General features: G+C 38.5%; 12 protein-coding genes. 6 read left to right on the top strand and 6 right to left on the bottom strand.

The annotated features are described in order from the left end of the window. Positions 1–57: 57 nt before the first annotated feature. Positions 58–1,128: a hypothetical protein gene (locus tag IGJ03_RS02230; protein ID WP_375804748.1), complete on the top strand. Its 1,071-nt coding sequence runs from the start codon at positions 58–60 to the stop codon at positions 1,126–1,128. A 42-nt stretch (positions 1,129–1,170) separates the two neighbouring features. Here IGJ03_RS02230 and IGJ03_RS02235 read toward each other — a convergent pair whose 3' ends face one another. Next, positions 1,171–1,485, bottom strand: coding sequence for a DUF1827 family protein (locus IGJ03_RS02235; RefSeq protein WP_002355547.1), 315 nt, complete (start codon positions 1,483–1,485; stop codon positions 1,171–1,173). Positions 1,486–1,679: 194 nt separating this feature from the next. Then, the gene (locus IGJ03_RS02240; RefSeq protein ID WP_002386935.1) at positions 1,680–3,920 is read right to left on the bottom strand and encodes an ATP-dependent Clp protease ATP-binding subunit; all 2,241 of its coding nucleotides are present in this window, start codon (positions 3,918–3,920) and stop codon (positions 1,680–1,682) included. 301 nt (positions 3,921–4,221) lie between these two features. Here IGJ03_RS02240 and IGJ03_RS02245 point away from each other — a divergent pair, with 301 nt between their 5' ends. The 3 genes from IGJ03_RS02245 (at position 4,222) to ptsP (ending at position 6,577) form a co-directional block, all read left to right on the top strand. Then, entirely contained in the window at positions 4,222–4,413 is a 192-nt protein-coding gene (locus IGJ03_RS02245) for a hypothetical protein (protein ID WP_002366170.1), read from the top strand. A 170-nt stretch (positions 4,414–4,583) separates the two neighbouring features. Then, positions 4,584–4,850: a phosphocarrier protein HPr gene (locus tag IGJ03_RS02250; RefSeq protein WP_002355551.1), complete on the top strand. Its 267-nt coding sequence runs from the start codon at positions 4,584–4,586 to the stop codon at positions 4,848–4,850. Beyond that, positions 4,850–6,577 carry a phosphoenolpyruvate--protein phosphotransferase gene (ptsP, locus tag IGJ03_RS02255; RefSeq protein ID WP_002361251.1) on the top strand — a complete coding sequence of 576 codons (1,728 nt, stop codon included), beginning with the start codon at positions 4,850–4,852 and terminating at the stop codon, positions 6,575–6,577. Before IGJ03_RS02250 ends, ptsP begins: the two co-directional genes overlap by 1 nt. 44 nt (positions 6,578–6,621) lie before the next feature. On the opposite strand, the gene IGJ03_RS02260 is transcribed toward ptsP, so the two are convergent. Genes IGJ03_RS02260 through IGJ03_RS02270 form a run of 3 tightly spaced genes read right to left on the bottom strand, consistent with a single transcriptional unit; the run spans position 6,622 to position 10,820 of the window. Then, positions 6,622–7,701: a DUF916 and DUF3324 domain-containing protein gene (locus tag IGJ03_RS02260; protein WP_375804749.1), complete on the bottom strand. Its 1,080-nt coding sequence runs from the start codon at positions 7,699–7,701 to the stop codon at positions 6,622–6,624. 35 nt (positions 7,702–7,736) lie between these two features. Beyond that, entirely contained in the window at positions 7,737–8,474 is a 738-nt protein-coding gene (locus tag IGJ03_RS02265) for a WxL domain-containing protein (RefSeq protein ID WP_002382990.1), read from the bottom strand. 54 nt (positions 8,475–8,528) lie between these two features. Next, positions 8,529–10,820, bottom strand: a complete 2,292-nt coding sequence (locus IGJ03_RS02270) for a hypothetical protein (RefSeq protein ID WP_375804750.1) — start codon at positions 10,818–10,820, stop codon at positions 8,529–8,531. A gap of 346 nt (positions 10,821–11,166) precedes the next feature. On the opposite strand from IGJ03_RS02270, the gene tig reads away from it, so the two are divergent. Both tig and IGJ03_RS02280 read left to right on the top strand, forming a co-directional pair. Next, complete coding sequence (gene tig, locus IGJ03_RS02275) at positions 11,167–12,450, top strand: trigger factor (RefSeq protein WP_002355556.1); 1,284 nt, start codon at positions 11,167–11,169, stop codon at positions 12,448–12,450. A gap of 111 nt (positions 12,451–12,561) precedes the next feature. Further along, positions 12,562–13,224 carry a hypothetical protein gene (locus IGJ03_RS02280; protein ID WP_002366175.1) on the top strand — a complete coding sequence of 221 codons (663 nt, stop codon included), beginning with the start codon at positions 12,562–12,564 and terminating at the stop codon, positions 13,222–13,224. A 45-nt stretch (positions 13,225–13,269) separates the two neighbouring features. On the opposite strand, the gene IGJ03_RS02285 is transcribed toward IGJ03_RS02280, so the two are convergent. Continuing rightward, complete coding sequence (locus IGJ03_RS02285) at positions 13,270–15,192, bottom strand: PTS fructose transporter subunit IIABC (RefSeq protein WP_425135894.1); 1,923 nt, start codon at positions 15,190–15,192, stop codon at positions 13,270–13,272. Between the last annotated feature and the right edge of the window lie 13 nt (positions 15,193–15,205).

Here is a 15,205-nt window from a genome sequence, read left to right on the forward strand (position 1 = left end):
TCATTCTACTTATATTAAAATTAAATGGTAATTCAATGAGTTTTAAAAGGAGGAAAAATGAAAACTAAAAAGATAGTTGTCGGGTTATTTTGTTCAATGATTGTTTTAATGGGGTGCCAACCAGATCAACGAACTGAAAAAATGAAAGAAAGTACTGAAGCAGAAGCAGTCCAAGTAACGAGTGGTGCCTCGGCAGCCACTAATGCCACTTCTGTAAAGCGGGAGGAGCAGACAAACACGAATGATCAACCGAAGGAGAGTGCTGCCAAAGTGAGTTATGAGCGTAATGGACATACCTTTGAAGTTGATGCTGTTTCTGGCGCTACAGTAGAAGCTAATAATGGACAATCAGGAATTAGTCCAGAAGAAAAAGCCCAGAAGATGTATTGGTCAGGTCGTCCAGAAATCGGGGAAGTTCAAGGGGATTATTATCATCATGAAGTCGTGTTTGATGGCGGCTATACGGCTTTAATTGATGTCGTTGTTAAGGATCAACAAATTCAGTTAGTGGAATTTGATGAACGTGGACCTAAAAACTATTATTCTGAAGAATGGGCAGGAGTGACAAAACGTTTATCCGGCTATGCAAATTTTCAAGCGAACAACGCCCGAACCGATCAATCGTTAGTGACCGTTGTTAATACGATGACTTTTTTAGAAAATCAAATGGTTACCGAAAATCGTCTAGATGGCGCCTTCCAGACAGCCAAAGGGCAATCCAATAGCGCTAATAATGGCTATCTTCCTGCTGCTAGGGCTTTAGCCAAGGAAATCAAAGAACCTTCAAAAGAATATTATACAAGTCTAACAGAAGATTTTGGGGAGGGGCTTTCTGGACGTTTAACTGTTATTACGTTAAAAGATTCAGGGAAAATAACCGATCTTCGTTATGATGAATATTTTGCAGATACAGAAGAAGAGATTAAAGACGCAAAACTGAAGGCTTATTCTCGCCAATCAAAATATTTTTCTAAAGATTATGCTCAAAAATCAGGGGAAAATTTCAAAAAAGAAGTGGATGACTTAAGAAAAAAAGCAATCGAGGAAAATAAATTAGTCAGTCCGACAAATGAGGAAGCCTGGTCGGAAAATTATCAAAGTCTTGTAAAAAAAATAACGTCACAATAAATTAAAAAAACTGCCAAAGTGGGGAAACTTCGGCAGTTTTTTTTAGTTTTCCATGAGGGAAACTTTTAATGGAACAGACACTTCGGTCACATGGTTTAACTCAATGATAGAAATTTCATCTGGGTCATAAGCCTCTTTAGGTAATCGTTTTAACAGTTTTGCTAAAATTTCTTTTACTTCTGTCGGACGAATGCGACGATTTTTATTCATAATCAGAACTTCCACATGGTGAGCTGCTTCTGAATAGACAGCGGTCGTGTTTCCTGCTGAGTAGACTTTTACAAAGTAAGCATCCGTGTTTTCCAATTGTTTATTTACTAATTGTTTGTAGCTATTGGTCACATTCACTAATTTCATTTTATCACCTCATTATAGTTGTGTGCTGCAAAAGAGCGTTTCCAATTATGTACAGGAGTTCCAGATTGAATTTTTTCTATGAGGAACAAGTATACGAATATCTTTCTTCTATTATAGTTTTTTTTGATGAAAATAAAAAGTGAAAAGCATAAAAAAATCCGCACGCATTGTTATTAATGCGTGTGGATTTTTGATTATTCTGCTTGGTCAGATGTTGAAGTTTCTGTTTTAGTCACTTCTTGTGCGCCAGTTACGATAATTTTACCTTCGTTATCTAACGCTGCGACTAATTGATGATTTTCAGGATGATCTAGATAGTATTCAGCAATGCCGTCTTCAATTTGTTCTTGAATTGTTCGACGTAAAGGACGAGCGCCCATTGCAGGATCATAACCTAAATCAACGAGTTTTTCTTTGACTTCTGTTGGAACCTCAATGTGTAATTTTTGTTTAGCTAATAAGCCATTTACTTCTTCTAACATCAAGCTGACAATGTTCATCAGGTTTTCTTTGCTTAATGCTTTGAATTCGATAATACCATCGAAACGGTTAAGGAATTCGGGGGTGAAGAAGTTGTTCAATTGACCTAAAACGGATTTAGTCACACCTTCACGGGCAGCACCGAAGCCAACGTTGGCTTCCACAGCTCCTGTTCCAGCATTACTTGTCATGATAATGATGGTGTCTTTAAAGCTGACTGTACGACCTTGTGCATCTGTTAAACGACCATCGTCGAGAATTTGTAAAAACATGTGTAAAACATCAGGATGCGCTTTTTCAATTTCATCCAATAAAATTAAACTATAAGGATTACGACGGACTTTTTCTGTGAGTTGTCCAGCTTCGTCATAACCAACATAGCCTGGAGGAGAACCAATCAGTTTAGAAACACTGTGTTTTTCCATATACTCACTCATATCAAAACGAACCATCGAATCTTCTGAACCGAATAGCTCAAAAGCTAATTGTTTTGCTAATTCTGTTTTACCAACGCCTGTTGGCCCAACAAATAAGAAGGAACCAATTGGGCGGTTTTGTTTGCCTAGGCCTACACGATTGCGACGAATCGCTTTAGCTACTTTATCGACGGCATCATCTTGTCCGACAACATGAGCTTTTAAGTCAACAGCTAAATTTTTCAATTGGGTTTGTTCTTTTTCTTTTAAGTCACCGACAGGAATGCCAGTTTTTTGTTCCACAATGGCTTCAATATCTTTTTCAGTGATGACGGGTGTTTCTTCATCGCTGATTTGTTTTTCTTTCATTGCTTGTAATTTATTGATTTGATCACGATAGTAAGCCGCTTTTTCAAAATCTTCTTCTGCGGAAGCTTGTTGTTTTTGTTGTTCCGCTTCTGCTAATTTTTTATCAATTGTTTTTGGATCGACGAGTTGAATAGTTAGATTCATTTTTGAACCAGATTCATCTAACAAGTCAATCGCTTTATCTGGTAAAAAGCGATCTTGAATGTAACGGTTGGATAAGTTTGCTGCTGCGTTAATCGCTTCATCTGTATATTTAACATGATGATAATCTTCATAACGTTTTTGCAAACCATGTAAAATCGTTATGGTTTCGGCAACGGTTGGCTCATCTACTTGGACTGGTTGCATCCGACGTTCTAAGGCAGCGTCTTTTTCAATAATACGGTACTCATTTAAAGTTGTGGCACCGACTAATTGTAATTCACCACGTGCTAAGGCTGGTTTTAAAATATTGCCAGCATCCATATTGCCATCACCAGCAGCACCAGCACCCACAATTTCATGGACTTCATCAATAAATAAAATGACATTTTCAGCTTCAGTGATTTCTTCAATCAATTTTTGCATCCGTTCTTCAAATTGTCCGCGAATACCAGTTCCTTGAACAAGTGAAACCACATCTAAACGAATGACTTCTTTGTCCAATAATTTTTGTGGCACATCGCCATCGACAATTTTTTGGGCTAAACCTTCGACAACGGCTGTTTTACCAACACCTGGTTCACCGATTAAAACGGGGTTGTTTTTTGTACGGCGATTTAAGATTTCAATGACACGCTTAATTTCTTGGTCACGTCCTACCACAGGATCGATATCTCCTTGGCGTGCCGCTTCGGTGATGTTAATCCCATACTCGCCTAGTAAACCTTGACCAGCGCCAGCGCCTCCGCGAGGGGGTTGACCTCCATTACCACCATCACCAAATTGAGTGGGTGGTGTTTGTTGTTCATAAGGATTACCTTGTTGCATTTGGCGAGAAAGAGAACGATATAAATCGTCTAAACTCCCAAAGCCAAAAGGGTCTTGTCCCATATTTTGAGGGGAATTATTTGCTTGATTTTTTAATTTTTGATAGCAGCTTTGGCAATAGTCTAGTTGTTTTCTTTGACCATTCACATTTGCATATAAATGAATTGTTGCTTCATTTTGTTGACAATTTTGACAAATCATTGAATGAAACACATCCTTTCAAAATAACTGAGGCCAGAAAAATAGTTGTTTGCTCTATTATTTCTAGTAAACAGACCATTTTTCCTCAAACCAGCCAAGTACTAGATAGCAGGAATAAATTCTGTCTATAAAACCACTTGACCATTTTTGACCTTTGAGGTTATTATAGCATTTTTTGTAAGAGAATCAAGTAAAAGACCTTGTTTAAAAAAAGGCAAAGATTCGATTTTTTTACAGACAATTGCGCCATTTTCAAGTAAACTATAAGAGTTGATATTTAAGAGAAAGAGTGGTGAAATCAATGGCTGAAAATCCTTTTGTAGAAAAAATTGCTTCATTAAAAGCTGGAGAAATCTCTGAATTAATCGTGGAGCAAAATGAATTTTTCCAATTTCGTGATGCTTGGATTTCTTTGCCTGACCGCGCGGAAATTGTTGGAGAAGCGGGGTTAAATGGACGAATCATTTATCGTTACCAAAAAGAGGAAGAATAGTCAGTGCAAAACATCACGAAATTTAAGCAAAAAGTGTTGTGTAAGATAGAAAAAAATGGTAATCTTAGAAACTGAAAGGGTCTTTTTTCGAGTAGACGTTTGATTTTAGCGTATCAAGAAAGGAAAACCCTAACATAAAAATTTTTTATTTACGAAGGAGACCGATTTATATGGAAAAGAAAGAATTTCACATTGTAGCAGAAACAGGAATTCACGCACGTCCAGCTACTTTATTAGTACAAACTGCAAGCAAATTTAACTCAGATATTAACTTAGAATACAAAGGTAAATCTGTTAACTTAAAATCAATCATGGGCGTTATGTCTTTAGGCGTTGGTCAAGGTTCTGACGTAACAATCACTGTTGATGGTGCTGACGAAGCTGAAGGAATGGCAGCAATCGTTGAAACATTACAAAAAGAAGGATTGGCTGAATAATGTCTGAGATGCTAAAAGGGATTGCCGCAAGTGATGGCGTTGCTGTTGCTAAAGCTTACCTGCTAGTTCAACCTGACTTGTCTTTCAACAAAACTTCCGTAGAAGATACTGATGCAGAAGCAACTCGCTTAGACGATGCTTTAGCAAAATCTACTGAAGAGTTGCAAGCAATTCGCGACAAAGCAGCTCAAAGCCTTGGTGAAGCAGAAGCGCAAGTTTTCGATGCTCATTTAATGGTTTTATCTGACCCAGAAATGGTTGGTCAAATCAAACAAAATATCCAAGACAACAAAGTCAATGCAGAAGCTGCCTTGAAAGAAGTTACGGATATGTATATTGGTATGTTTGAAGCAATGGACGATAATGCTTACATGCAGGAGCGTGCAGCAGATATTCGTGACGTTGCCAAACGTATCTTAGCACATTTATTAGGTGTGACTCTTCCAAATCCTTCAATGATTAACGAAGAAGTAATCGTGGTTGCCCATGACTTAACACCTAGTGATACTGCACAATTAGACCGTACGTATGTTAAAGCCTTTGTTACAGACATCGGCGGACGTACTTCTCACTCAGCAATCATGGCTCGTTCGTTAGAAATCCCTGCAATCGTTGGTACAAAAGAAATTACTGACAAAGTAAAAGCAGGCGATATTTTAGCAGTGAACGGAATCATTGGGGATGTTATTATTGACCCAACAGATGCTGAAAAATCTGAATTTGAAGCAGAAGCAAAAGCTTATGCAGATCAAAAAGCAGAATGGGATAAACTAAAAAATGCAGAAACAGTGACAGCTGACGGCAAACATGTTGAGTTAGCTGCAAACATTGGTACACCAAAAGATTTAGAAGGCGTACACAAAAACGGCGGCGAAGCTGTTGGTTTATATCGTACAGAATTCTTATACATGGATTCATCTGACTTTCCAACTGAAGAGGACCAATACCAAGCGTATAAAGCAGTTCTTGAAGGAATGGAAGGAAAACCAGTTGTGGTTCGTACAATGGATATTGGTGGGGACAAAGAGCTTCCTTACCTAACATTACCACACGAAATGAACCCATTCTTAGGTTACCGTGCATTACGTATTAGCTTATCAGAACTAGGTGACGGCATGTTCCGTACACAAATGCGTGCATTATTACGTGCGTCTGTTCATGGTAACTTACGTATCATGTTCCCAATGGTTGCTACTTTGAAAGAATTTAGAGCAGCGAAAGCAATCTTTGAAGACGAAAAACAAAAATTAGTCAACGAAGGTGTTGAAGTTTCAAACGATATCCAAGTAGGTATTATGATTGAAATTCCAGCAGCTGCCGTATTAGCTGATAAATTTGCCAAAGAAGTAGACTTCTTTAGTGTTGGAACCAACGACTTAATCCAATACACAATGGCTGCAGACCGTATGAACGAACGCGTTTCTTACTTATACCAACCATACAACCCATCAATCTTACGTTTAATTAAAAATGTAATTGATGCAGCACACGCTGAAGGTAAATGGGCTGGTATGTGTGGTGAAATGGCGGGCGATCAAACAGCTGTTCCATTACTATTGGGTATGGGCTTAGATGAGTTCTCAATGAGTGCTACATCTATCCTTAAAACACGTAGCTTGATGAAACGTCTAGACACAACTAAAATGGCTGAACTTGCTGACCGCGCATTAAAAGAATGCGACACGATGGAAGAAGTCGTTGCATTAGTTGAAGAATATACAAAATAATTAAGTGATTATGAAAGCACATCGACAATTGTCGATGTGCTTTTTTATTGTTGCGCTTCACGTATTTTTTTCTTGAAATAATAAATCGTGCTTCCCAAAATGAATAGAAAAACTAGCGTGATGCTACTCACCAGTTTCCAAGGGAAATTGGTGTGTTTTTCAGGTGGGAGGTTGACGGCGGTAGCATTGTATTTTTTAGCTTCTTTTTCTTGGATGACTAAGTGTTTTTCCCACGAATAGTCTTGATAGCCATCGTTTACTTTGATTTTTACAGTATAATTTCCAGGAACAAAAGGTTGTTCCTTTAAGTCAATCCGATAATTAAAATTTGTATTAGGGGCCATTGTTAACGACTCTTGGTGATTTTCGTAGCGAGGTTTAGCTTCTTTTTCATAATATAAAGAGGCATCGACTTGTAATTTTTTAATCATAGCCGCTTGTTTGTTTTGGAGATTCATTAATACGCGGTTACGACCGTTAGCTTGATCGGTTTTTACTTCATTTAAAGATAATTCTGGCTGAACAGGTTCATCTGTTTCACTAAGTAAGACGCCGACTACATAAGAAAAACGATTATTGATGGCCACACCGTTTTCTGAGTGATCAGGTTGTTCATCTGACTTTTGTTCAAAGTAGAGTCCTCCTAAAACATAACCATTAAATGGTTTTTCCGGTAAAGTAAGCTGACATTCAACAGTCTTGGTTGAGTGTTTAGGTAGGTGGATTTCTTTTGGTAATTGCGCAATCTCATTAAAAGTAAAAGGTGCAGATGGATCTTTTTTTGTTTCAGCATGAGAATAATCTGCCAAGCCATTATCATTAGTAATCGCTGCATTGGCTGAAGCTAGCACGGTAATGTCGTTGGCTGTTTGATTCGTTAGTTCGATTTGTAGCTTTTGTGTTTGGTTTGGAGCGACACGTAGATCAAAATAACTTGTCTCTTTGGTTCGTTGATTGTCGGGTAAAATGGCTTTTACAGAAAAAGTCATTTCGCTTGCTTCTACAGAATAAGAGCCAATAAAAAATAAAAAAATGATGACGCTAATAGCATGGAGCCATTTAAAAAGCTGCTGATTCATAGTGTGCACTCCTTTTTGACAATTTTTTATAAGAAGGTATTGCATGAAGTTGTTTCATGCAATACCTTGTTTGTTTTCTTTTAAAGTGGTGTATCATCCAAAATCCAAGTAAGCGTTGTTTTATATTGTTTAGCTGCAACTTTTTTCGTTGTCGCAGGAACAGTTAATTGAATGCCTTGAGCAGCGGTCGCTCCGTTACCAAAAGCTAATGTCCAAGTGCCCATTCCTGTTGAAAGAGCGGCAGTCGCCACAGGAGAAGTAGCGGCACCAGTTGGATCCAAGGTTACTGGGACCGTTAATGGCGCCAAAGAAAGTAACTGTGTTGAATTGGGTGTTGCTGCTAAAAAGGTCAAGGACGCATTATCCAAAACAGCGGGTGTTGAATCACTTGTAGCAAATTGCGCACTCTGTTTAACTGATAATTTCCAGCCAAGATTTAGACCACGTTTGTCAGTTACTTGAACATAGTTTGGCACGCTAATTAAATCGCCAGTACTATTTTGCACTTGATCCAGTTGTGCCGAATAGATCGCTGTTCCGGCTTGAATTTGTTTTGATCCAAAATGGATATTTGAAACATAGTCAATACTAAGGGGTCCGGCTGTACCAGGTTGATGAGGATCAGCAGGATTAGGTGTCACAGGCTGAGAAGGGTTCGTCGGGTTGACAGGTGGCGTGACAGTATTATCAAGAGCAAACGTAATATCAGCGTTGGATTGAATAGAAGCGACTTGAGCTGCTTCAACTTTTGGACTATTTAAAAGCATAAGAGGCGTAGCAACGAACAAAATGCTTGAAATGCGCACGATCTTTTTCATTTTTTATTCCTTCTTTCTTGTTTATTTTTAACTTTTAAAAAAGCTAAATCCTAATTAGAGGGGTGTATCAGAAAGAATCCATTGTAATTCGGCAGTGTAAGATTCTTTGACCGTTAAATTAAGGTCAGGAGCAACGCTTAAAAAAAGTCCATTTTGTTGGTTCCAAGGAATTTCTACATTGTTATCGTCCGTTGCGGTGTATTGATAAACTTCGGTTGCTAAAGAGGAGAGAGGAAAATCACTGCCATTTTTTCGATAAATGAAAGCTTGCTGGATCGTTTTATTTGTAGAAGTTGAATGCATGGGCTGACTCTCTCTTACCAACAAATGCCATGGTGTTTTTGCAACTCGACCATCGGCAATGAGGAAAGGAGCGCTGATGGTCGATGGTGAGTATATGGTTCGTTTGCTGGGAAAAGGTAAATTTTTAAAGGAAACTGTAGTTGGCATCTGCACAAAACGGAGGGTACCGTTTTTGATAGGTAAAGACTGTTCCTTAGTGATTGGCGTAATTGGCGTTCCGCCACCATCATTGCCAGTAACCGTGCTAGAAAATAAAAGAAATTGGTTTATCCATTCTTCTGTAACCGTTGCTGTATATTCTAAGGTGAATTGTGTATTGGCTTCTGTAAAATTATCTGCTGGCAGCGAATTATGATAACTCCAATACGGCAAACCAGTGGAACTATCAGTTAAAAGTTGAAGCCCAGCTATTGGCGTACTTAAACCTGCTGCTGATTGTTTTGTTAATGTAGCAGCTGAAAGTTGGGACAGTCCTTTAGGCACCGTTGCTCGTAATTGCTGATTCATCCACATTGCTGGTTGATTGGTTAAACGTGTGGTTAACGTAAAACGAATGATTTGACCACTTACGACAGAGTTTGCAGCTTCCCAGAGCCCTTGTGCATTTTTCCGCTCAATGATTTGCGTGACCGTTAGTTGAGGCACAGGATAAGCAACTGTTTGAGAAACAGTAGAACTGGTTAGCAAAGGCAGGCCAGTGCGATTGCTGAGACCTTGGATCCATAAGTTGACCGTTTCTCCTCCTTGGAAAGTGGGTAAATTAGCAAATTGAAAATGGCCATTGGAATCTAAGGGCGTTGTGGAAATAGAACCACCATTTATTTGTACTTTAACTTGATAGGTTCCGTTAGATGCTTGAGAAGCTTTACCTGAAAGTTGAGTTGAGCCGGCATTGGCGACTACGTTTGTGACTGGTTGGATTGACCAATTGACACTTTGGTCAGCTGAGGGGCTGCTTTGAATATAGTCGGTTGACGTTTTGGAACGAGCAAAGACAATTGTAGAGAGCGTGTCGCCATATTCTAATGGTGAAGCTAACGATGTCGAGAAATTTCCAGATGCATCAACAGAAATTCCCTTCACCACTATGGGGGTAGTGGTTCCATCATGGTGGTTCAAGGCTAATTGAACAGAGTAGCTATAGTTTGGGTCTTGTACTTGTTGAATGGTCCCTGTTACAGTAGTGTCCAGATGATTTGATTGAGTTAGTTTGGCTGGTGTGACTTGAGGAACGGGATAATTCCCTAAATTAAGTTGAGCTTTGCTAATTACGCCTGTTTTTGTATTATTCCCAATAATAATATTAATTGCGCCTAATCCAGTGCCAACATCTGTAAAGGTTCCTCGAATCGGATAGTCTTTGCCGTTAAGAGCAGGAGGGATTGAAATTCCTCGTTTATAAAGTGCGCCGACATCAAACGAAATGGCGGCAGACCATTTGGTTCCGGGAAGTAACACCAAGGTGCTACTTGGAAAAGTCAGATAAACAGAATGATAAGTGTTACTATAAGAGAGACTGACGCCGTTAGTTGAACTGTGAATATCTTGAGTGGCTGTTCCTGGATAACTGACAGTCCCTGTTAAAAGAGTCAGAAAATCTTGTTGCTTTAGAGTGTCGTTATCTAACTGGCTTGAAATTTCTGTAGGAAGTTGAATAGCAATAATCGGTCGATCATTAATTGCTAAGCCGATAAGTGTCACACTGTATTCATACGAAAGTGTGATAATATCTTGGTTATACGTTCCCGTGCTTAAGGTACTTTTTAAGGTGCTATTACCAACAGAAACACTAGCTGGCGTAGGTGCCATAGGTTCATCGTTTTCAGAGGAAGCATGGGTTTGCTCGGTTTCTTGTTCCACGATATCGGTTGCTTGAGTTGTTTGTTGTTCTGTTGAAACTGAAGTAAATGTTTCACTAAAAGTAGAGGCGTGAGTTGTAGGGTTCAGTGTTTCAGAATGAGCTATCAAAGGTTGAGTCAGCGATAAAAAAAGCCATGATATGATGCAAGAAAAGATTCCCCAGACGAACTTATTCAAAACCATCCTCTCCTTTTTTATATTATATGTATAATGGCGAAAATATATACTGAGTAAATATTGAGTACATACATTCTATAATGGGCCATTCATAAAGTAAAGCGATTACATCCGATGGTGAACAAGATATTTTAATCACAATCTTTTAGTGTTTTAAGAAGGAAATTTCTCGAAATTCTATGCTTTTTTAATCCGAAAAAATTAAAAAACTGATAGTTTGCTAAAAATCGAGTCTTTCTTTCACTTCTTAGCACTTAAAATATTTACATTTTCCTAGGGATAGTGTACTATTTAAAGGTATGCATAAATAAAGTTTGATGTATAAAATTAAATGTTATTCGGAGGGAAACAAATGTCTGCGAAATGGGAAAAAAAAGGCACTAATGATGGTGTATTAACTTTTTCAATCGAACAAGCAGTAATCGAAAAAGGATTAACGCAAGCGTTCAATAAAGTGAAAAAAAACTTAAACGTACCTGGTTTCCGTAAAGGAAAAGTATCACGTACTGTTTTTAACCGTATGTATGGAGAAGAAGCGTTATACGAAGATGCGTTAAACGCTGTTTTACCAGAAGCATATGAAGCGGCTGTTTTAGAAGCAGGAATTGAACCAGTAGCACAACCAAAAATTGATGTTGAAAGCATGAATAAAGGGGAAGACTGGGTTATCACTGCTGAAGTAACTGTAAAACCTGAAGTAAAATTAGGTGAATACAAAAACTTAACAGTGTCTAAACAAGACCGTGAAGTAACAGATGAAGATGTGGAAGCACGTTTGAAACGCGAACAAGAATCTCAAGCTGAATTAGTAATCAAAGAAGATGCCGCTGCTGAAAACGGCGACACTGTAGTTATCGACTTTGAAGGCTTCTTAGGCGACGAAGCATTTGAAGGCGGCAAAGGCGAAAATTACTCATTAGAATTAGGTTCTAATTCATTTATTCCAGGCTTTGAAGACCAATTAGTTGGCAAAAAAGCTGGCGAAGAAGTAGAAGTAAACGTTACTTTCCCTGAAGATTACCAAGCAGAAGATTTAGCTGGTAAAGAAGCAGTCTTCAAAGTAACTGTTCATGAAGTAAAAGCAAAAGAATTACCAGAATTGGATGATGAATTTGCAAAAGACGTTGACGATTCAGTAGAATCATTAGACGAATTAAAAGAAAAATTCCGTAAAGAATTGACAGAAGCAAAAGAAGCAGCAGCTGAAGAAGCAAAAGACGAAGAAGCAATTCGTTTAGCTGTTGAAAATGCTGAAATCGTTGAATTACCACACGTAATGGTTCACGACGAAGTTCACCGTTCAATGGATGAATTCTTAAACAACATGCAACGCCAAGGAATTTCTCCTGAAATGTACTACCAATTAACTGGTTCTACAGAAGAAGATTTACACAAACAATTTGAAGGTGAAGCAGAAACACGTACAAAAACAAACTTAGTGATTGAAGCAGTTGCCAAAGCTGAAAACATCGAAGTAACACAAGAAGACATCGATGCTGAAGTGAAAGATTTAGCAGAACAATACAACATGCCTGAAGCGCAAGTACGTAAAGTATTAAACAACGACATGTTAGAACACGATATTCGTATGAAACGTGCTGTTGAAACAATTACTGAAACAGCTGTTGAAAAATAAACATTTTTAATAAGCTCTTCATTCGATAGAGTTTTCTAAAACTGTAGATGGAAGGTGTCTTTCATCTACAGTTTTTTTCATATAAAATAACTTTTGAAAGGGTGTGTCAAAATGGATAAAAATTATTCGAAAATTAAATATGGATTAGTGGTGTTTGGCATCTTATGCTTGACGTACAATCTCTGGGAATTTTTTACGGCCAAGTATTCAACAAAACAAGGTGTGACGTTTGTTATCGAATGTTTACTTGGAATTGGTCTAATCTTTTTACCGGATCTTGTCAATAAATTTTTAAAAATTATTATGCCACCGACTATCGTTTATTTTTACTGGTTTTTCTTATTTATTTCAGTATTCCTAGGAACCTCGTTGCATATGATCTCAATCATTTCGTTCTGGGATAAAATTTTACACTTTGTTAGTCCGATGCTGTTAACTGCTGTTGGTTATGGTATTGCTGGTTTCCTATTGAAGAAAACGAAGTACGCCGATGTTTCCCCGTGGTTATTTTTATTATTTGGTTTTGCATTTGCAGGGCTTTGTGGCGTCTTCTGGGAATTTTGGGAATTTATCTGCGATTCATTAGGGAACATGAATTTACAACGTTATAATATGTCCAACGGCCAACCGTTTATTGGGCGTGCTGCTTTAATGGATACGATGGGGGACTTATTTACCAATACCCTTGGGGCCTTTGTGATGGGCGTGTATACGTATATCAGAAGCAAAGGAAATCCTGAGTATTTAGAAAATTATGCGATAAAGAGAAAATAATAAAAAAGCGATTCAACCATGGTTGAATCGCTTTTTTGCTGTTTTTTAAGCAGGTACTTCGACAGGTTTTTTCAAAAGTCCGTAGACAATTCCTGAAATAATCGCCCCAATTAAGATGAACAATAGATATAGTAATGGATTACTTAATAGGAAGACGACGAAGATTCCTCCATGTGGTGCCAATAATTTGATACCAAACGCACCAACCAACGCACCAGTAAAGGCAGAACCTACCACGAAACTTGGAATCACACGTAATGGGTCAGCTGCTGCAAAAGGAATTGCCCCTTCAGTGACAAAAGAAAGTCCCATTATAATATTGGTTAAGCCGGCATCTTGTTGATCTTTTGTAAATTTATTTTTAAATAAACGAGTTGCTACGAAAATTGCTAATGGAGGAACCATTCCGCCAGCCATTACAGAAGCCATGACCACGCTGCCACCTTCTGCAACAGTACTTGCTAGCGTAGCTGTACCGAAAACATAAGCAGCTTTGTTAACTGGTCCACCTAAGTCGATGGCCATCATACCAGCTAATAAGGCACCAAGTAAAGCTGCATTTGTGCCATCTAAGCCAAGTAGGAAATGATTTAACGCATCATTAATTGCTTTCATCGGGATGTTAATGACTAACATTAATAAGCCTGTAATAATCAAACCAAAAACTGGATAGAATAAAATGGTTTTAATTCCATCTAATGATTTTGGCAAGCCTTTGAAAACTTTACGTAAAAGAACCACTACATAACCAGCTAAGAAACCACCGATTAGGGCCCCAAGGAACCCAGCTCCTCCAGCGTTTGCTAACGCACCAGCGGCGAAACCAGCAACTAAGCCTGGACGATCCCCGATACTAGAAGCAATAAAACCAGCTAAGACAGGTAACATAAAGCCAAATGCTGCGCCACCAATTTGGTTAAACCAGCTAGCTACGTCATTGTAATTCCCTAAGTTGGCTAATTGATCTTGAGGAACTCCGATAAATTGATCAATCATAAAGGAAAGAGCAATGGCAATTCCGCCACCAATAACGAAAGGTAACATATGAGAAACACCATTCATTAAATCTTTATAGATACGAGAACCGATTGAACCTTCCGCTGAATCCTCTTGGTCGCTTGCAGCCGAGTCACTGCCATGGAAAGTAGGAGCTTCACCACTAATGGCTAAGTTAATTAGTTCTTCGGTTTTACGAATTCCATCACTGACGGGACGATTGACTAATTTTTTACCATCAAAACGATTCATTTCTACTTTTTTATCGGCTGCGACAATCACGCCATCAGCACGAGCAATATCTTCAGCAGTTAAACGATTTTTAATTCCTTCTGAACCGTTTGTTTCTACTTTAATGTCTACGCCCATTTCTTTTGCTTTTTTCTTCAGTGCATCTTCAGCCATGTAAGTGTGAGCAATTCCTGTAGGACAAGCAGTCACAGCAATAATATATTTACGATTGCTTTCTGGTGCTGGCGTTGTTTGTTCTTGTTCTGCTTTTTCTTCCGCTTCTTTTTGATCTTCTGCTGCTTGGAAAAGAGCTTGTACTGCTTCTGGAGTTTCCGCTTCTTTCAATTTGCCAACAAAGTCTGGATCGATAAGTAATCGAGAAAGGGCCGCAAGCGCTTGGAGATGTGTATCATTAGCGCCTTCTGGAGCAGCAATCATGAAGAATAGATAAGTAGGTTGTCCATCTAGTGCTTCATAATCAACACCTTTTTTACTTTTAGCGAAAAGAACTGTCGGTTCTTTTACGGCACTATTTTTTGCGTGAGGCATAGCGATGCCGTCGCCTAAACCAGTCGATGTTTGTGCTTCGCGTTTTAAAATTCCTTCTTTGTAAGTGTCAATGTCAGAGATGCGGCCACCATCGTATAATTTTTGGACCATTTCATCAATCGCGCCTTTTTTATCAGTAGCTTGTAAATCCATAATCATGACATCTTTTATTAATAAATCATTAATGTTCACTCTATTTTCCTCC

It is taken from the genome of Enterococcus sp. DIV1315a (genome assembly GCF_051712325.1).
Classification (GTDB): domain Bacteria; phylum Bacillota; class Bacilli; order Lactobacillales; family Enterococcaceae; genus Enterococcus; species Enterococcus faecalis.